Source organism: Salipiger bermudensis (assembly GCF_017309175.1).
Taxonomy (GTDB): domain Bacteria; phylum Pseudomonadota; class Alphaproteobacteria; order Rhodobacterales; family Rhodobacteraceae; genus Salipiger; species Salipiger bermudensis.
The window spans coordinates 287,652-303,995 of the sequence record NZ_JAEKJV010000003.1 but is presented as its reverse complement, the minus strand read 5'-3'; the positions used below and the strand labels follow the sequence as shown (position 1 = coordinate 303,995).

Here is a 16,344-nt window from a genome sequence, read left to right as displayed (position 1 = left end):
GGGGGTCCGGGGGGCTGGCCCCCCGGCGGCACGGCGTCGACACCAGCGCCTCACTGCTCCCCATCCACAGGCCCATCCTCCGGCGCCTGCCAGCGCACCTTCCACTCGATGAGCGGGCGCAGGCGCGACAGCTGCACCGGCTTGGTGAGCACCGAGAACCCCTCGCGCGCGCCGCGCTTCAAAAGATCGTTGCTGCGGTCGGCGGTGATCATGATCGCCGGCACCTGCACGCCGCACTCGGCCCGCACCGCGGCGATGGCCCGATCCCCGGTTTCGCCATCGTCGAGCTGGTAGTCGGCGAGCAGGATGTCCGGCGCCATGCCCATGTCGCGCACATGGGTCAGCGCCTCCACCGCCGAGCACGCCGCGAACACGCTCGCCCCCCATTGCTCCAGCTTTCGGGTGAAGGCATACAGCACATCCGGGTCGTTCTCGATCACCAGGATGATGTAGTCCATCTCGGCCTCGACCACCGCCGGCGTCTGCTCGCAGCCCTGCTGCGGCGCCGCATGCCGGCCCGCCGCCGCCTCCATCTCGACCGAGAAGACCGAGCCGATGCCCGGCTTCGAGCGCACCCGCACCTTGTGGCCGAGATGGCGGCAGGTGCGGTCGACGATGGACAGGCCCAGCCCCACGCCCGAGCCGAGCGGCACGTTGTCTGCGCGGGCGAACTCCTCGAAGATCCGCTTCTGGTCCTTGCGGCTGATGCCGATGCCGGTGTCCCAGACCTGCAACTCCACCGCCCCGCCCTTGCGGCGGCAGCCCACCAGCACGCGCCCGCCCTCGGGGGTGTATTGCAGCGCGTTGACCACGAGGTTCTGGATCGAGCGCAGCAGGTAGACCGGATCCGAGCGCACGAAAACCATGCTCGGCACCACGTCGAGTTGCACCCCCTTGCGCTGCGCCACCGGGGTCTGATCCTCCCAGACGCTGCGCATCAGCGTGCCGAGGCAGACATCCGAGGGTGTCAGCGAGCGGTCTGCCGATTCCAGCCGCGAGATGTCGAGCAGCGAATGCAGCAGCTGTTCGATCGAGGAGAACGAGCCGTCGAGCCGGTCGACCATCGGCGCGAAACGGGTCTCGGCGGCGCTGTCCTTCAGAGTCGCGATCAGCAGCTTGGCGGCGTTGATCGGCTGCAGCAGGTCGTGGCTCGCGGCGGCGAGGAAGCGGGTCTTGGACGAGACCGCCGCCTCGGCGCGTTCCTTGGCCACGCGCAGCTCCTCCTCGACCCGGGCCATCTCGGCAAATTGCTGGCGCAGCTGTGCGTTGGCATGGGTCAGCTCGGTGGTGCGCTCGGCCACACGGTTCTCGAGCATCACCGTGGCGCGTGTCTCGAGCGTCACGTCCTTGAGCTCGAGCAGCACACCGCCGTCGGGCAGCCGGTGCGCGTGCAGGTCGAGCATCCGGCCCGTGGCATGGCGCACCCGGCGTCGCAGCCGCCCCTGCCGCTCGAGCCGGTCGAGCCAGTAGCCGATATCGAAATCCTCGGCCTCGGTGATCAGCGCATGCTGGGCCACGAAGTCGAGCATCCGGTGCAGGTCGGAGCCCTGCTGCAGCATGGTGTAGGGCAGCCCCAGAAGCTGGCGGAACTGCTGGTTGTACATCATCACCTCGCCCTCGGGCGAGAAGGTGCAGACCCCCGAGGTCATGTTCTCGAACACCGCCTGGAGATAGTCGGCCTGTCGGTCGATCAGGCTCTCCTTCTCCGAGCGGTTGCGGCGCACGATGGTGGTGATCTCGGTGAGCAGCAGCACCATGTTCTCGGCGCTCGTGCGCTGGAGGTTGATCTGGTACCAGCGGTCGCCCACCAGCTCGATCACCAGTGATACCACCGAGGCCCCCACCCTGCCCCGCCGCGCCTGAGCCAGAGCGGTGTCGAAATTGCCCTCCACGGTCACCAGGTAGAGGCTGTCGGACATGGCGGCGAAGCAGGCGTCGATCTCCAGCCCCGGCTGCAGCCGCTCCGAGATGTCGGGCAACAGCGCTTGGAAGATGTCGTTGCAGACCTCGAGCCGCCCGGCGGTGAACAGCGCCACGCCCCCATCCATCGCGGCCATCGCGTCGGCGAGGTTCTTGCGCATGCGCTGGGTGTCGTCGCGGGCATGGCGCAGCTCGTCGGTGGTGCGCTCGAGATCGCGGGTCTTGGCCCAGATCTGCCCCTGCAGCGCAATGGCCGACTGGAAGGCGCCATAGGCCGAGCTGCCGACCTCGTGCTGCCGGTTGGCACGCCGCATCAGCGCATCGATGATCTTGGCCTGCCGGGCGAGCTGGATGTCGAGCGGTTCGTCCGGATCGATCATGCGAAGGCGTGCCTCCCCGGCTCGAAGAAGGCCACCCCCACGAAGGTCTGGTTCACGTGGACCCCGCAATGCTGTTCGCCATAGGTGTTGAAGCCCAGCACCCGGCGACGACGGAAGATCTCGCTGACCTGCGAGGTGAGCTGCTTCTGCTCAATCTCGAGCTTGCGCAGCACGCAATCGAAGCCCAGGACGAAATCCGGCGCCGCCTCGCGCGGGCCCTTCACGTCGAGCTCGGCCTCCAGCGTCTCGAGGATCTCCTTGCCGCGGCCCAGCGTCAGGATCAGCCCGTCATCGATGGCGCCAAGGAACGACAGCGCATGCGCGCCCGGCGCGTCATGCACGGCGCGCACGTGGTAGTTCATGTTCTGGCGCACCAGCATCGGGTTCTCGGCAAACACCTCGGGCGAGAGCTGCTCCACCGGGCAGCCGACGATGCGCGCATATTCGAGCGCTGCCGGCGCGCCGTTGATCTCGAGCACCAGCCGCTCGTCGGGCAGCGCCTCGGTCACCACCATCTGCTCCTCGGTGGGCAGGAAATGATCGAAGCCCAGCCCCTGAAACGCGAGGTCGGTCTCGAGCAACAGCAGGAGCGCGGCATTGGTGTGAAAACGCCCCTCATGCAGCACGAAGGTCTCCCGGAAGGCCAGGTTGTCGCCCGCCGATCCGCCGAACACCGGCACCTCTCCGAGCGCCGCCTCGAGCGTTGCGACCAGCAGGTCCTCCTGCTTCGACAGCCCGTCGGCAAAGATCAGCGCCAGCCGGTTCCAACCCGCGGTGCGGCGGAAGCGGGCCGCATGGGTGCGCAGCTCGCTGGCGATGGATTTCATCGACATCGGCTTGAGCGGCGCGATCAGCATCGAGGCACAGCGGAAATGCGCTCGCGGGAAGGCGAGCAGCAGCAGCGCCTCGGTTTCGTAGCCTTCGGTGGTGATCGTGCCAGCCGTCGTGCAGCCAAAAACCGGCACCCCCCCTGCCCCGGCCTCGAGCGCGTTCGCCACCGCCTCGAGCGACAGCCCGTCAGGGACGAAGGCGAGCAGGAAGCAGGTCTCGGGCAGGTCGATCCCGGCCAGCGCCTCGCGGACCGCCGCCTGCGCGTTGGTGTCGCGCGACACGGCGACCTGTACGAAGCGCGGCGGCGTCTGCTCGTCGCGCATGGCTCAGCGGCTCAGAAAGGCCTGCGCGTCGGCCTCGCCGGCGCCGATGGCGGTGGCCGGGGCCGAGTTCTCGACCAGCACCGCCGCCTGGGTGCGGTTCTGCACCCCGAGCCGGCGCAGCAGCGCGGTGATATGCGCCTTCACCGTGGCCTCGGCCAGCGACAGCTCGTAGGCGATCTGCTTGTTGGGCTTGCCGGCGCAGATCAGCTTCATGATGCGCTGCTGCTGTGGCGTGAGCTCGGCGAGCTTCGGGTGCAGCGCCTCGAAGGGCACGTCCCCCGTGCTGGACGCGGCACTGCTCTGGTAGCCCGGGTGCACGTAGGTCGCGCCGCCGGCGATATCGCGCAGGGCCTGCCGGAGCATCGGCGCCGGGGCGTCCTTGGGCAGGAAGCCCGCCGCGCCCTCCGCCATCAGCGCCTGCACAACCTGCGCCGAGGTCAGCGACGAGATCACCAGCACGGGCACATCCGGCAGCGCCTCGCGCAGGCGCTGAAACCCCGAGATCCCGCAGACATCCGGCAGCTTGAGGTCGAACATCACCAGATCGGGCGAGACGCCATTCTCGATCATGGTCAGCGCCGCGCCCAGCGTCTGGGCCTTCTCCATTCGGCAATCGGGAAAGACCAGCTGGATCGCAGCCGCCAGCGCATCGCTGTAGAGCGGGTGATCGTCCACGATCACGACCGATCGCACGGCACCCGGCGAGCGGGCCTCGGTAACGTCTTTCATTGAAATGTCCTCCCGGGTCGGAGGTTAGCGCAGGATTTTTCGTTCGCGCAATGGTGTTGTGGGCGCCCGGCCCTCGCGGCGAGTTTCCGCGGAGCCGGGGGCGATTGTCAGCCGTCTACTTCAGAGCGCCGCTCTGCTTGGCGACATGGGTTGCGATGGCATCCATCAGCGGCGGCGACAGGCAATCGTAGGGCTCGAGCCCGAGCTCGCGCAGCCGGCCGCGGATCTCATCCATGCGGTCCGGGTCGACCCCGGATTCGATGATCGAAGACACGAAGGCCGCGAACTCCGCCGGCGACCAGCCCGATTGCGGCGACAGCTCGGTATGGACGAAATCGAGCCCGTGGAACGGATGCCCGGTGTTCTCGATCCGGCCATACATGTGCACGCCGCACCCCTTGCAGGCATGGCGCTGGATCGCGGCCGAGGCATCGACGATCTCAAGCTTTTCCTCGTGCTCGGTGACCTTGAGCTTGTCGCGCCCGACCACCGCCACCTGGCTGAAGATCGCGCCCTTGGGCTTCCAGCACTTGGTGCAGCCGCAAACGTGGTTGTGCGCGGTTTGCGCCTCCACCATCACCACCACCTGATCGCTGGGGCACTTGCACTTCAGCGTGCCACCCGAAAAGCCGGGGGTCGCTGGCTTCACCTCGTCGTCGACTGCGGGGTGTATCTTCACATGCGTGTATTTCGGCGGCACGCTGTCGGTGTCGCCGCCAAAGATCTTGTCGAGAATTCCCATCTGTTGATTTCTCCTCCCTGTGAGGCGCCGCCTCCATACGGCGCCCGGTCGCGAGGGTGCGCCCGGTCCGAGATTCGGGCAATGCAACCATTCGTATCGGCCCGAAGTCGGAAACGCCGACTTTCCGGGCCCTCACTGCGCATTTATCGAAGATAAATGCCAGTTCAGCGGGTCAATGGGGCGAGATTCTCGGATAAACGCGGGAGAATCGCAAAGTTCGGCATTGTAAGCCCGCAACTTTCGCCCTCTTAGCCTTGCTGCGACCAGTCCGAGCGCAAAACCCGCGCCATCGCGTCGGGTGGCAGGCAGGCATCGAGCGAAATCGCGCTGGCCCCGGCCAGATCAGGGGCCGGGTGATCGTCCTGCATCTCTCCCGTGAAGGAGAGGTCGGTGATCCGGATCAGCCGCAGCACATGGGTGTGACCGAGCATCCCGAGCCGCCGGGACAGCGCCGCTCCGGGTGTCTCGAAGCCGGAGGCGATGACAAGCTCGCCATCGGTTGTCAGCCGGTCCAGCGAGACGAGGCTCCGATCAAGCGGCGGATCGTCGAGGCATCCGGCCATGGCATTCGCCGCCGCCAGATCATGCGCCCGCACCAACTCCGAGATCACCTCCGGCATTGCCCCTGCCCCGGCAGCCGGCGCGACAAGCACGGGCGCGCCCGACCCGATCGCCAGCAGTCCCACTTGCCCGCCAGCCTCGGCCACCCGCCAGCCGACCAGCACTAGCGCTTCGGCGGCGGCTACGGAACGAAACGCCCGGATCAGCCCGCGCAGCATCGACGGCCGGAAATCCGCCACCAGCATGGTTTGGCACGGCTCCCAGCTCTGTCGCCCGCTCAGCGCGACCTCACGCAAAGCAAGCAGATCGCGGCAGTGAAGCGTCGCGCCGGGGACATCGAGCGCCGCCGTCATGCGGCGGGTCCGTCAATCTGGGCAAGAGGCGTCGAAGTCGGGCTCATCATCGCTCTCAAGGTCGCTGCGGGCCGAGCCCGGGGAGCTTCAGTCTAGCCAAGCGGTCGATCTGCCGGAACACAGCCAAGGGTCGCAACGCATTGTCAGCCGTTTTGCTGGATTTGCCTGACTGGCAAAACACTAACCGATTGAAAAGACGCATTTTTCAGGATTGTCAGCTGACAATTACCGGATTTCTGCTGGTTTTCAGGTGATTTTGGAGGATTTGGGCCAGACCGGCCGGCATTCGGGCCCGATTTTCCGCCTTGACGAAAGAGGCCAACCACTCGACGCTTCTTTGCGAAGAGGCCGTGCCTATCCTATGCCGGACCGGGCGCCCTGTCGCAAGCCCCTCCTCGACATGCCAGACCAATTCGCAGAGGGGCTTGGCGCTTTGATCCTGACCTGCGCATCCCTGAGGCATCACGCGCGTTCGCTTCAGCCCGGCGCCGGCCCCTGAGACGCACAGCCGTACGGATTGCTGCTGAAGTTCCAGCAACCCACGACTAGGCAAAGGCCGGCGTTGGCGCGCGTCGGCTGGCAGCTGCAAGCATCGCACTGACCGAGAAGCTGCCCTTCCGCGCCACCTGTGTCAGCCGTCGCAGATACGCACCTGGCTTGCGGATTTCGCTGGCCCGTTCGAGCAGGCAAAGCACCGTCGCGGCAGCCCGCTCATGTCCCATGATCCGTTGCGCCTCCTGTAGCACCGGCGGGTCGATCCCCAGCATGGGCGCAAGCCTCTGCGAGATCGAGACGACATCGTGCCAGCCTCGCGGCTGATCTGGGAAGAAGGCCCGATATTCCCGACAGGCGTCTGTGATCATCGGAACGGTGATCGCATTCGGCGTCTCTGCAGATGCCGAGCTTTCCGTTGGCGCAGCGTCAGACGTAGGCGCGGACTCAGAGTCAGAAATAGATTTATCTGTTTCTTGTATGTGCCGCTCATTCCGGGCGGCGCTGGCGCTCATTTTGGTTGTTTCGGTGATGGGCTTAAGGGTCGCCTCGACGAGTTCCGGGGTAGGGAGTGCAGCTTCGAGCCGGCTCACAAGCTCGGCCAGATCCTGTTCGGAGGCCCGGCGGCGCAGCATCAGGCGCGCCGCGTCGATCAGAACGTCCGGAGCATCTTCCTCGGTCAGACGATGGCGCAGCATCCCGAGACGGGCGCGCAGGACGGCGATCCGCTCGCGCTGCGCGGTGACGGATGCCGCCGCAGAGGCCAGGGTCTCGGCATGACGGGCGAGGGGGGAGAGATCGAACCCGAAAGCGATCCCGATCACTCCGGACTGGCCGCGGGCATAGCGCTTGCGGTTTGGGCTGTCGTGACGGCTGACAACGCCGGTCTCGACCAGCTTCGCCAGGTGCCGGCGCAACGTGCTCTCGGGCATCCCGGAAAGCCGCTCCGACAGGACGCGGTTCGACGGGAACACGATGGCTTCGTCGGGATCGGCGGGCAACTCTCGTTCCGGCCAAAAGGTCAGCAGCGCCTTCAGCACCGAAAGCGTGCGGTGGCCCAGGCCGAACGCCTCGGCGCCGGTGGTCAGGTCGCGCAACAGGGCCCATTTGTCGGACATAGGGGTAGCGTGCCGTTGCGAGGCTTCCGATGACGGCAGACAAGCCGCCACCGGTCGCCCGAACGGGGGTCGGGACGTGTTTTCCATGTGACATTTCACGAAAGACAACAATTCTCCGCCCCTGCACCGCGATGCATGGTTGACAGAGTCCGGGTCTGGCGGCTAACTCAAATTGCTACGTTCGAGAAGGGCCTTCCGGGATCAATCCTGGGGGGCTTTTCTTTTGTCGCCTGTCCTCTCGTGCCTCCTTGTTATTCTTCCACTGCTCTCAGTCCTCCGACCGGGTGCTTTGCCAGCGGTCGTGAAGCTCTTTCATGATTTCGTCCGCCTGCCCGTCGAGCCAGCGGTCGAAGCCGTTCGCGGTTTTCGACGGCACGGTCAGGGTCAGGCCCCGTCCGGTGCTGCGGATTTCGGCCAGCGGCGCGCCATCCACCGTGCGCAGGGTGCGCGGACGCGGGGCAGGGGCCTTGGCCGGGGTCGTGGTCTTGCGCTGCGCGGCGCCGAACACTTCCTCGAAGCGGGCGTCTGAATCGAGCGCCTCGAAGCCGGGCGCGTCCATTGCCGTCTCGACGCGGGCCTGCGCGGCGTCCTCTTCCAGAAGCTTGGCGAGGCTCATCCAACGATCGCGCCCAATTCCGGGGGCCGAGCCGATGCGGCGCAGGAAGGGCAGCGAAAAGGCCGTGCCCACCTTGAGCATCCGGCTGACCATCGGCAGGTCGATCGACAGCGCCGCGGCGATTGTCTGCCGGTCATAGCCGCCGTCCTGCAGCTGCGCCGCGAAGCTCGCCTTTTCGACGAAGCTCAGGTCCTGCCGCGAGGTGTTTTCCTGGCCCTGCGCCATGACCAGCGCGTGGTCGTCGAGCTGGCGCACCATCGCCTTGACCTTGAGGCCAAGGTCGCGCAGCGCCCGCAGGCGTCGGCGGCCATAGACGATCTCGAAGCGTCCGGCGTTCTTGGGGTGGGGGCGCAAAAGCACGGGAACCTGCTGACCATAGGTCTGCAGGCTCTCTTTCAGCTGGTTTTGCGCCTCGTCGTTGATCCCGAGCCGGTCTTCGTAGCCGGCATCGTCGATCAGCGCCGGCTCCACCTCCTGCACGGCGTTTTCCTGCAGTTTGGTGAGCGAGGATTGCAAAGCGCCGACCGCCCCGCGGGGCATCATCCGCGCCTCGGCGGCGGATTTGCGATCGGTTGGCGCCGGTCCGCCGCCCAGCGGCGTGATGCGTGGTTCAAGAATTCCCTTGCGTGCCATCAGCGTCCCCATGCTTTCTGAATGAGAGACTCAATCTCGTCATTGACCTGATTCAGTGAATCCACCGCACGGTCATAGGTGTTGCGGTGAAACTGGCTGCGGTCGACCTCGTAGACGGTCTGCTGCGTGAGACCCGCATCCGAGATCGCCGTGGACTTGAGCATGGCGTTGACCATGACCTCCTCGCCGAAGAGCTGGCGCAGGAAAGCCACGACCTGCTGCTGCGGGCCGTCATTGGGCTCGTATCGGTTGATCATGAAACGCAGGAAGTCGAACTCCATGCTGGCGCCGGCATTCGACACCACGTCGAGCAGGTCGGCGCTCATCTGCAGGAATTGCGACATCGAGGCGATGTCGAGCATGTTCGGAACGATGGTGATCAGCACCCCGGTCGAGGCGCAGAGCGCCGACATGGTGAGATAGCCGAGCTGCGGCGGACAATCGAAGATGATCACGTCATAATTCGCCTCGACCTCCTGCAGCGCCGCGGCCATGCGGGCAAAGAAGGCGGGCTGGACGTTGGTCATCAGCGCCTGCGGGGTTTCATGCTCGAATTCCTGCAGGATCAGTCCGCCGGGGGCCAGGTCGATGCCGGTGAAGAAGGTCGGCTGGATGATCTGGCTCAGCGGCATCGGATCATCATAGCGGATCGCGTCGTAGATCGTGCCCGACTCGAGGAAATCATACTCGGGGCGGTAGCCGAACAGCGTGGTCAGCGAGGCCTGCGGGTCGATATCGACGCAGAGCACCCGGTAGCCCTTGAGCGCGAGGCGCTGCGCGGTGTGGATCGACGAGGTGGTCTTGCCCGAGCCGCCCTTGAAGTTGAGGAAGGACAGCACCTGCACCTTGTCGCCCTCGCGGCGGCCGCGCAGGTAGGTGCCCTTGGTCTTGGCCGTGCTGTCGAGCACCTTGCGAATCTCGAGCACATCGGCGGCGGAATAGTGTCGTCTTCCGCCCGGCGTGGTATGGACCTCGGGGATGCGGTTGTCGAAATGCAGCTTGCGCAGGAAGCTGGCGGAGATGCCGAGCAGCTCGGCCGCTTCTCCGGCGGAGAAGCGTCTGAGTTCCTTGCGCGCGTCGGGGGCGAAGACCTTCAGCATGTGGTCTTCCAGCGCCGAAGTCAGTGCCTCGGCGTTCTCCCGTACACGGGCGTTGATATGAATGGTATCCGCCACGTCTGCCCTCATTTTCGGTAACGCTGTTTTTCGTCAGCGCTTTTATTACCGTTTCTTTACGCAAGAGAAGGGCAGGTTGTCCACAGTTTCCTTCGGTTGCGTGGCAGGGCAGGGGGCCCGCCCCTCCTGAGGCAGTTCAGGTGCCAAGTGCAATACTGTGGGTAAATCTCTGAAAAATATCAAATTTTTTTGAACTTCGTGCTGCAAGTCACGGAAAAGGCGGTCTTTTTCGAAGTTGCCCCCAAACAACGCACGTCCGGACGAATTTGTCAGCACACCGAGTCGTTTGGGCATTTTTCGAATAGGGCAGGGCGCTCCGATTCTGAGCCGAAACAGAGCCTCATGGGGTCTTTGCGGCCCCGCATGGCGATGTTTGCCGGAACAGGCTGCTATTCGGCGGGCTCGGGGGCCTTGCCGGGCGCGGAGCGATAGATCAGAGCGGCGTCTTCCGCGGCCGCGTGCGCGTCGGCGCGCGCCTGCAGGTCGACATGGTGGGGCGACTTTATGCAGACCGGGTCGGTGGCGGCCGGATCGCCCGCCAGCGCCATCGCCTGACAGCGACAGCCGCCGAAATCAACGGTCTTGCGTTCGCAGGAGGAACAGGGCTCGGGCATCCAGTCGGTGCCGCGATAGGCGTTGAAGGCGGCGCCCTCGTACCAGATCTCGGCCAGCGGCCTGTCGCGCACGTTGTCGAAGCGCAGATGCGGGATGGTCTGGGCCGCGTGGCAGGGCAGCACCTGTCCGTCGGGCGCGACGTTGAGCCCGGTTGAGCCCCAGCCGCCCATGCAGCGCTTGGGATAATCGGAATGGTAATCGGCCGGCACGTAATCGATCACCAGCGTGCCCTTCAGGCGCAGCCGCGCCTCCTGCACGATCCGGGTGGCCTCGGCAGCCTGTTCGCGCGTCGGCATCAGCGCGTCGCGATTCTTCAGGGCCCAACCGTGGAACTGCACGGTGGCAACCTCGATGCGCCGCGCCCCCATCTCGACCGCCATCTCGAGCGCGCGCGGCAACTGGTGCAGGTTGCGCCGGTGCAGCACCGCGTTGAGCGTCAGCGGGAAGCCGATCGCGGCGATCCACTCGGCCACCTGCATCTTGCGCTTGAAGCCGCCCTTGTAGCCGCCGATCTCGTCGGCCATCTCCGGGGTCGTCCCCTGCAGGGAAAGCTGCACATGGTCGAGCCCGGCCGCGTCGAGCACCTTGAGGCGGCGTTCGGTCAGGCCGATGCCGGAGGTGATGAGGTTGGTATAGAGCCCCGCCTCGCGCGCCGCCTGCACCAGCGCCTCGAGATCGCGGCGCGTGGCCGGCTCACCGCCGGAAAGGTGCAGCTGCAGTACGCCGAGATCGGCGGCCTGGGCGAAGACGCTTTTCCACTCCTCGGTGGAGAGCTCGGCATCCTGCCGCGCCATCTCGACCGGGTTCGAGCAATAGGGGCAGGAGAGCGGGCAACGATGGGTGAGTTCCGCCAGCATGGCGATGGGGGGGCGGGCTTTGGTCATGGCTGGGCCTCCGGGCGCCGGGGAGTGGCGCGATGGTATTTCGATGCTGTGACGCGGTGTCGAGCGCCTTTGTCGGAACCAGGCACAGAAGGTCTCACGCCACCTCGAGGAACCGCCGCTCCCTCAGCGCGCCGAGAAAGCCGGCGCTGTCCTTGGCGATCTGCTCCTGCGGGGCGTTGTATTTCGCTGCAAGCCCGGCGGTGATCTCACCGAAGCTGCGGCTCCCGTCGACCTCCGACAGGATGGCGTGGCCGACCTGGTCGAGGGTGATGGCGCGTTCGGGCGCCAAGAGCACCCAGGTCTCGCGCACCCTGTCCCAGTGCAGGCGCACGCCGCGGGGCAGGGTGGGGATCTCGGCGGGCTGCATCATGCCGCCTGCGCGTTGGCGAGCCCCTCGCCGGGCTGCCACGCGCCGGGCGGGATGCGGGCCGGGTCGACATAGGCGCCCCACAGCGCATCGAGCTGCGACCAGAGCACATCGGTTTTGAAGATCAACGCCTTGGCGGCCGCGTCCTGCTTTTCCTGCGTGTCGGCATGGTCGAGCACCCATTGCAGCCCGAAGGCCACGTCCTTGGGGGCTTCCTTCAGCCGGTTACGGAAATAGGAGAGCGAGGAATCGTCGGCGAACTCATAGTTCTTCAGAAGCCCCTCGATGCGGTTGGCGTGGATCTTGGGCGCAAACAGCTCGGTCAGAGAGGCCGCCACCGCCTCGAGCAGGGTCTTGTCGCGCACGAAGCGCACATAGGCGTCGACCGCGAATTTCGTCGCGGGCAGCACACCGTCGCAGGAGGCGACATAGTCGGGATCGAGCCCCACCGCCTCGGCCAGCCGCAGCCAGCGGCGGATGCCGCCCTCGTTGGTCTCGGTGCCGTCGTGATCCTCGATGCGGCTCCGCCAGGCGCGGCGCAGGTCTGGATCCTCGACGCGGGACATGAAGGCCGCGTCCTTCATCGGGATCGAGTGCTGGTAGTAGTAGCGGTTGATGACCCAGGCGCGCACCTGATCGGGGGTGCAATCGCCGCCATGCAGCTTGTGATGGAACGGGTGCAGATCGTGGTAGCGCTCGGCGCCGATCTGGCGCAGCCGGGCCTCGAATTCCGCGTGTGTCTGGGTCATGCCGTCACCTCCATACCGTCCTGACCGATGATCCATCCCGCATTCTCCGCCGCCCGGCGCTCCTCCGAGCCGGGCCGCAACACGGGGTTGGTGTTGTTCATGTGGACAAAGACCTTGCGGCCGATCTCGAGCCCGGCGAAGGCCGCGATGGAGCCGTCCTCGCCGCTCATCGATATGTGGCCCATGCGCTTGCCGGTCTTCTGCCCGAGCCCTGCGCGCACCATCTCGTCATCGCGCCAGAGCGTGCCGTCGAAGAAGATCAGCGAGGCGCCGCGCAGGCGCTGGCGCAGGGCGTCGTTCAGAAGCGCGCAGCCGGGAATGTAGAACACCGTCTCGGTGTCTGTCTTCAACTCGACGCCGACGGTCTGTTCGCCCACGAGATCGGTCTCGACCGTCTCGCCCTCCATGTAGAGCGGCACCTTGCCCGGCACGGCAAAAAGCGTGGCGGTGAGCCCGGGAACGATCTCGGCAGGGGCCTCGAGCGCCACGTTGGCGCGGGTCACGACCGAAGGATTCAGGGCGGAAAAGATCGGGTTCTCTGCCAGCACCTCGTGGATGCCGGAGGTGGCGAAGAGCGTGAAGGGCTGCATCTCGCGCAAGGTCAGAAGGCCAGCCACGTGGTCGATATCGCCATTGGTCAGAAGCACCGAGCGCAGCGGCATGTCACGCAGGCCGGTCGGGTGCAATTCGTGAGTGGCGGCCAGTTGCGCCCGGATGTCGGGCGAGGCGTTCAGGATCGCCCAGTTTTCACCGTCCGCCGAGACGGCGAGGGAGCTCTGGGTCTGCGAGGGAATCTCGCCGGCCCGTGCGAGCCGGCAGTTCTCGCATCCGCAGTTCCATTGGGGCAGTCCGCCCCCGGCTGCGGCTCCGAGAATGCGCGCGCGGAATTGCATCACGTCCTCCCGCGCGCGGCTGATCAGAACAGGACGCCGTCGTCGTGTTCCGGGCCGTACATGTTGATTTCCATGCCGCACTCGATTTCGCGGATGACAGGCTTGTTCCAGGCCATGAATCTCTCCTCCTCTTGGATTCCGGTGACTCGGTTGAACAGGGTCAGCTTGGCAAAGAGGAGGGGCGGCTGGCTATTCTTATCTTCTAAGAAGCGGTGAGACTTTGGTCGGTAACAGGGGCAGGAATTGCGACGAATTGGTTGGTTTTGCCGGGGTGGCGCCGCTCCTGAGGGGGAAGCCGCGCGGTGGCCGGCCCGCGGGGTGGCGCTCAAAGCTTGGAGTCCCTTGATTTATCCGGGCACGTCCGAAGGACCTCGAAGCGAATTGATGATTTCACCATATCGCCAGCCCGGGGGGCGGGCCGGCGATCGCGCGGCCTTGATTCCGCGCGGGGAGCTTCGCGCTCCGGCGGTACTGGGCGGACGCGGCCAATGCCGGAGGCAAATCAGCCCTTCACCGCCCCCGCGAAGGCCTCGATAAAGCGATCCGCCTCGGCCATGTTGAGGCAGAGCGGCGGGCGCACCTTCAAGGTGGCGCCAAAGCGCCCGGCGGCCCCGATCAGCACGCCCGCGGCGCGCATCCGGTCGATGACCTGCACGGTGTAGCCCGCATCCGGCGCACCCGAGCCGTCTTCCGCTCCGAGATCGACGCCGAGGAACAGCCCCGCGCCGCGCACCTCCGTCACCCGGTCCGAGCCCGCGGCGACCTCCGAGAGCCCCGCCTTGAGATGCGCGCCGACGCGCAGCGCGTTCTCCTGCAGGCCCTCCTCGGCGATCACGCGCAGGACGGCCAGTCCGGCGGCGGCGGCCACCGGGTTGCCGCCGAAAGTGTTGAAATAGCCCACATCCTCGCAGAAGGCCGCGAGATGCTCGGGACGTGCCGCCATGCCGGCCATCGGGAAACCGTTGCCCATCGGCTTGCCCATGGTGACGATGTCGGGGGCAATGCCGTGACGCTCATAGCCCCAGAACGCATCGCCGCTGCGGCCAAAGCCCGGCTGCACCTCGTCGGCGATATAGAGCCCGCCGGCCTCCTGCACCGCCTGCACCGCCGGCAGCAGGAAGCCCGCCGGGTCCGCGAAGATGCCATCGGAGGAAAAGATCGAATCCGCGAGGAACGCTGCCGTGCCGTGGCCGCGCGTCTCCAGCGTCTCCATCGCCGCAACCACCGCCGCGCGGAAGCCGTTCGCGATGTCGTCTCCGTAAGCCGCGGCCCCCGGAGCGGGTACGGTGACCACGTGGTCGGGCAGCGGGCTGCGCTTGAGCGCCGAGGGCGAAACCTCGGTCACCAGCGCGGTGTTGCCGTGATAGGCGGTTTCGGTGACGATGACGCCGGTCTTGCCGCTGACCGCGCGGGCGACGCGGATGGCGAGGTCGTTGGCCTCGCTGCCCGAGCAGGTCATCACCACGTTGGACAGCTGGCCATGCAGCTTGGTCTTCAGCGCCTCGAGGTAATCGTCCACGATCTCGACGAGATAGCGGGTGTTGGTGTTGAGCTTGGCCACTTGCGCGCTTACCGCTGCGACCACCTCGGGATGGGAGTGCCCGACCGACGGCACGTTGTTGTAGAAATCGAGATACCGCGTGCCGTCGCGCGCCTCCATCCACGCGCCTTTCGCGGCCACCATCTCGATCGGCACGCGGTAGAACAGCACCGAGGCGGCGCCGAGATTGTCGAGCCTGCGCTTCACCGCGCCTTCTCCGCCCGTCGAGGCATCGAAGGCGTTCATGTCGAGGATCTGGCGGATCTGGCTCATGCTCCGTGCTCCGCGAGGTAGGCCTCGGCCAGCGCCACGGTGCCAAGCGTGTACGCGGCGTGGCCGGCCTCTGCGGCGGTTTCGGTCTCGGCGTGGCTTGCGATCCAGGCGGTGAGCAGCAGACGGCGGAACATGATGAAGGTCGGGATCATCGCCACGTGTTCGTCATCCAGCTCCGCGACCGAGCGGTAGCCTTTGATCCACGCCTCCTGAAGTGCCGGGATGTAGGGCTCTGTCTCGAGGAACGAGATCGCGGCGGCGAAGTCGTAGACATACCACGACAGCCCGCAATCGTCGAAGTCGATCACACCGAGCCTGTCGCCATCCTCGAGCAGGTTGGCGAGCCGCAGGTCGGCATGGACAAGGCCGAAGCGGTCGGGCGTCTCGCCATAGGCGGCGAGCTTGCGCTCGAGCACCTCGCAGAGCCGCTCGAGCACCGCCTTCTGGTCCTGCGTGAGACCGAGCGCCGCGCGCCAGTCGCCCCAGAGCGGTTCGGGGCCGAAGGCGCTCTGGAAGTTCCAGGTCTTGCGGGTGAAACCCTCGGGCCGGGTCCAGCGACGGGCGTGCGCGTGCAGCCGGGCCGAGATCGCGCCGAGGATCTCGAAGCCCGAGGCGAGGCTCTCGCCGGCGGCGGGCTCCTTGCCGGACATGAAGGAGAAGGCGACGACATGGCGGATTTCGTCGCCATCCTGAAACGAGGCGATGTGGCTGCCGTTCGCCGCCAGAAGCGGTTCCGGCGTGTCGACCGCGCCGCTGTCGCGCAGGGCGTTGATCCACGCCAGCTCGGATTCGATCTCGGCCTTGCTGTGATAGGCCGGACGGTGCACCCGCAGGATGATCGGCGCGGCGCGGACGGGATCGGTGGCGATGAAGGTGGCGTTCTCCGACAGGGTCAGAAGCCGGATGTCGCAATCCGCGCTCAGCTGCCACTCTTGCCGCAGCGACAGCGCGCCCTGCCGCAGGCGCTCGACAAATCCATCCTCGTAAAGTCCTGCCATCGCCTTGCCCTTTTCTTTTGCAGTCGCTTCTTCGCTAGGTTTGAAATCTGCGTCTTGCAACATTTTTGCTTGTGTAGGCGCAGAAAGCGGCGGTTCACTCGGGACAGATGCACAAAAAGCGGCACCATGGACGGGCGCCCGGAGCGGCCTGC

Annotated in this window: 15 protein-coding genes; all 15 read right to left on the bottom strand. The window is 66.2% G+C overall.

Annotation, left to right across the window (positions count from 1 at the left end):
• Positions 1-50: 50 nt before the first annotated feature.
• On the bottom strand, positions 51-2,300 hold the full coding sequence (locus JF542_RS06245; protein ID WP_207075146.1) for a hybrid sensor histidine kinase/response regulator: 2,250 nt from the start codon (positions 2,298-2,300) through the stop codon (positions 51-53).
• Entirely contained in the window at positions 2,297-3,454 is a 1,158-nt protein-coding gene (locus tag JF542_RS06240) for an FIST N-terminal domain-containing protein (RefSeq protein WP_207075145.1), read from the bottom strand. Before JF542_RS06240 ends, JF542_RS06245 begins: the two co-directional genes overlap by 4 nt.
• Positions 3,455-3,457: 3 nt before the next feature.
• Positions 3,458-4,183 (bottom strand): LuxR C-terminal-related transcriptional regulator, encoded by a 726-nt coding sequence (locus tag JF542_RS06235; protein ID WP_207075144.1) that lies wholly within the window; start codon positions 4,181-4,183, stop codon positions 3,458-3,460.
• Between the two features lie 115 nt (positions 4,184-4,298).
• The gene (gene gfa, locus JF542_RS06230) at positions 4,299-4,925 is read right to left on the bottom strand and encodes an S-(hydroxymethyl)glutathione synthase (protein ID WP_207075143.1); all 627 of its coding nucleotides are present in this window, start codon (positions 4,923-4,925) and stop codon (positions 4,299-4,301) included.
• A 248-nt stretch (positions 4,926-5,173) separates the two neighbouring features.
• Entirely contained in the window at positions 5,174-5,839 is a 666-nt protein-coding gene (locus JF542_RS24380; protein ID WP_007802640.1) for a DUF58 domain-containing protein, read from the bottom strand.
• A 545-nt stretch (positions 5,840-6,384) separates the two neighbouring features.
• Complete coding sequence (gene repC, locus JF542_RS06220; protein ID WP_207075142.1) at positions 6,385-7,536, bottom strand: plasmid replication protein RepC; 1,152 nt, start codon at positions 7,534-7,536, stop codon at positions 6,385-6,387.
• A gap of 181 nt (positions 7,537-7,717) precedes the next feature.
• The gene (repB, locus tag JF542_RS06215; RefSeq protein WP_207075141.1) at positions 7,718-8,698 is read right to left on the bottom strand and encodes a plasmid partitioning protein RepB; all 981 of its coding nucleotides are present in this window, start codon (positions 8,696-8,698) and stop codon (positions 7,718-7,720) included.
• On the bottom strand, positions 8,698-9,873 hold the full coding sequence (repA, locus tag JF542_RS06210) for a plasmid partitioning protein RepA (protein ID WP_007802647.1): 1,176 nt from the start codon (positions 9,871-9,873) through the stop codon (positions 8,698-8,700). The genes repB and repA overlap by 1 nt, the downstream gene beginning before the upstream one ends.
• 389 nt (positions 9,874-10,262) lie before the next feature.
• On the bottom strand, positions 10,263-11,372 hold the full coding sequence (gene pqqE / locus JF542_RS06205) for a pyrroloquinoline quinone biosynthesis protein PqqE (protein ID WP_207075140.1): 1,110 nt from the start codon (positions 11,370-11,372) through the stop codon (positions 10,263-10,265).
• Positions 11,373-11,466: 94 nt separating this feature from the next.
• Positions 11,467-11,742 carry a pyrroloquinoline quinone biosynthesis peptide chaperone PqqD gene (pqqD, locus tag JF542_RS06200; protein ID WP_007802651.1) on the bottom strand — a complete coding sequence of 92 codons (276 nt, stop codon included), beginning with the start codon at positions 11,740-11,742 and terminating at the stop codon, positions 11,467-11,469.
• Positions 11,739-12,488 (bottom strand): pyrroloquinoline-quinone synthase PqqC, encoded by a 750-nt coding sequence (gene pqqC / locus JF542_RS06195; protein ID WP_207075139.1) that lies wholly within the window; start codon positions 12,486-12,488, stop codon positions 11,739-11,741. The genes pqqD and pqqC overlap by 4 nt, the downstream gene beginning before the upstream one ends.
• Positions 12,485-13,381 (bottom strand): pyrroloquinoline quinone biosynthesis protein PqqB, encoded by an 897-nt coding sequence (pqqB, locus tag JF542_RS06190; RefSeq protein WP_207075138.1) that lies wholly within the window; start codon positions 13,379-13,381, stop codon positions 12,485-12,487. The genes pqqC and pqqB overlap by 4 nt, the downstream gene beginning before the upstream one ends.
• A gap of 23 nt (positions 13,382-13,404) precedes the next feature.
• Entirely contained in the window at positions 13,405-13,497 is a 93-nt protein-coding gene (gene pqqA, locus JF542_RS06185; protein WP_007802657.1) for a pyrroloquinoline quinone precursor peptide PqqA, read from the bottom strand.
• Between the two features lie 386 nt (positions 13,498-13,883).
• A complete protein-coding gene (locus JF542_RS06180; RefSeq protein ID WP_207075137.1) occupies positions 13,884-15,194 on the bottom strand; it encodes an aspartate aminotransferase family protein in 1,311 nt (436 codons plus the stop codon).
• Complete coding sequence (locus JF542_RS06175) at positions 15,191-16,192, bottom strand: phosphotransferase enzyme family protein (protein WP_207075136.1); 1,002 nt, start codon at positions 16,190-16,192, stop codon at positions 15,191-15,193. The genes JF542_RS06180 and JF542_RS06175 overlap by 4 nt, the downstream gene beginning before the upstream one ends.
• Positions 16,193-16,344 lie beyond the last annotated feature (152 nt).

What these genes read in the sequence shown, in the direction of transcription:
- JF542_RS06245 (WP_207075146.1), bottom strand. Translation starts at nt 2,300, where the DNA reads ATGATCGATCCGGACGAACCGCTCGACATCCAGCTCGCCCGGCAGGCC.
- JF542_RS06240 (WP_207075145.1), bottom strand. Translation starts at nt 3,454, where the DNA reads ATGCGCGACGAGCAGACGCCGCCGCGCTTCGTACAGGTCGCCGTGTCG.
- JF542_RS06235 (WP_207075144.1), bottom strand. Translation starts at nt 4,183, where the DNA reads ATGAAAGACGTTACCGAGGCCCGCTCGCCGGGTGCCGTGCGATCGGTC.
- gfa (WP_207075143.1), bottom strand. Translation starts at nt 4,925, where the DNA reads ATGGGAATTCTCGACAAGATCTTTGGCGGCGACACCGACAGCGTGCCG.
- JF542_RS24380 (WP_007802640.1), bottom strand. Translation starts at nt 5,839, where the DNA reads ATGACGGCGGCGCTCGATGTCCCCGGCGCGACGCTTCACTGCCGCGAT.
- repC (WP_207075142.1), bottom strand. Translation starts at nt 7,536, where the DNA reads ATGGAAAACACGTCCCGACCCCCGTTCGGGCGACCGGTGGCGGCTTGT.
- repB (WP_207075141.1), bottom strand. Translation starts at nt 8,698, where the DNA reads ATGGCACGCAAGGGAATTCTTGAACCACGCATCACGCCGCTGGGCGGC.
- pqqE (WP_207075140.1), bottom strand. Translation starts at nt 11,372, where the DNA reads ATGACCAAAGCCCGCCCCCCCATCGCCATGCTGGCGGAACTCACCCAT.
- pqqD (WP_007802651.1), bottom strand. Translation starts at nt 11,742, where the DNA reads ATGATGCAGCCCGCCGAGATCCCCACCCTGCCCCGCGGCGTGCGCCTG.
- pqqC (WP_207075139.1), bottom strand. Translation starts at nt 12,488, where the DNA reads ATGACCCAGACACACGCGGAATTCGAGGCCCGGCTGCGCCAGATCGGC.
- pqqB (WP_207075138.1), bottom strand. Translation starts at nt 13,381, where the DNA reads ATGCAATTCCGCGCGCGCATTCTCGGAGCCGCAGCCGGGGGCGGACTG.
- pqqA (WP_007802657.1), bottom strand. Translation starts at nt 13,497, where the DNA reads ATGGCCTGGAACAAGCCTGTCATCCGCGAAATCGAGTGCGGCATGGAA.
- JF542_RS06180 (WP_207075137.1), bottom strand. Translation starts at nt 15,194, where the DNA reads ATGAGCCAGATCCGCCAGATCCTCGACATGAACGCCTTCGATGCCTCG.
- JF542_RS06175 (WP_207075136.1), bottom strand. Translation starts at nt 16,192, where the DNA reads ATGGCAGGACTTTACGAGGATGGATTTGTCGAGCGCCTGCGGCAGGGC.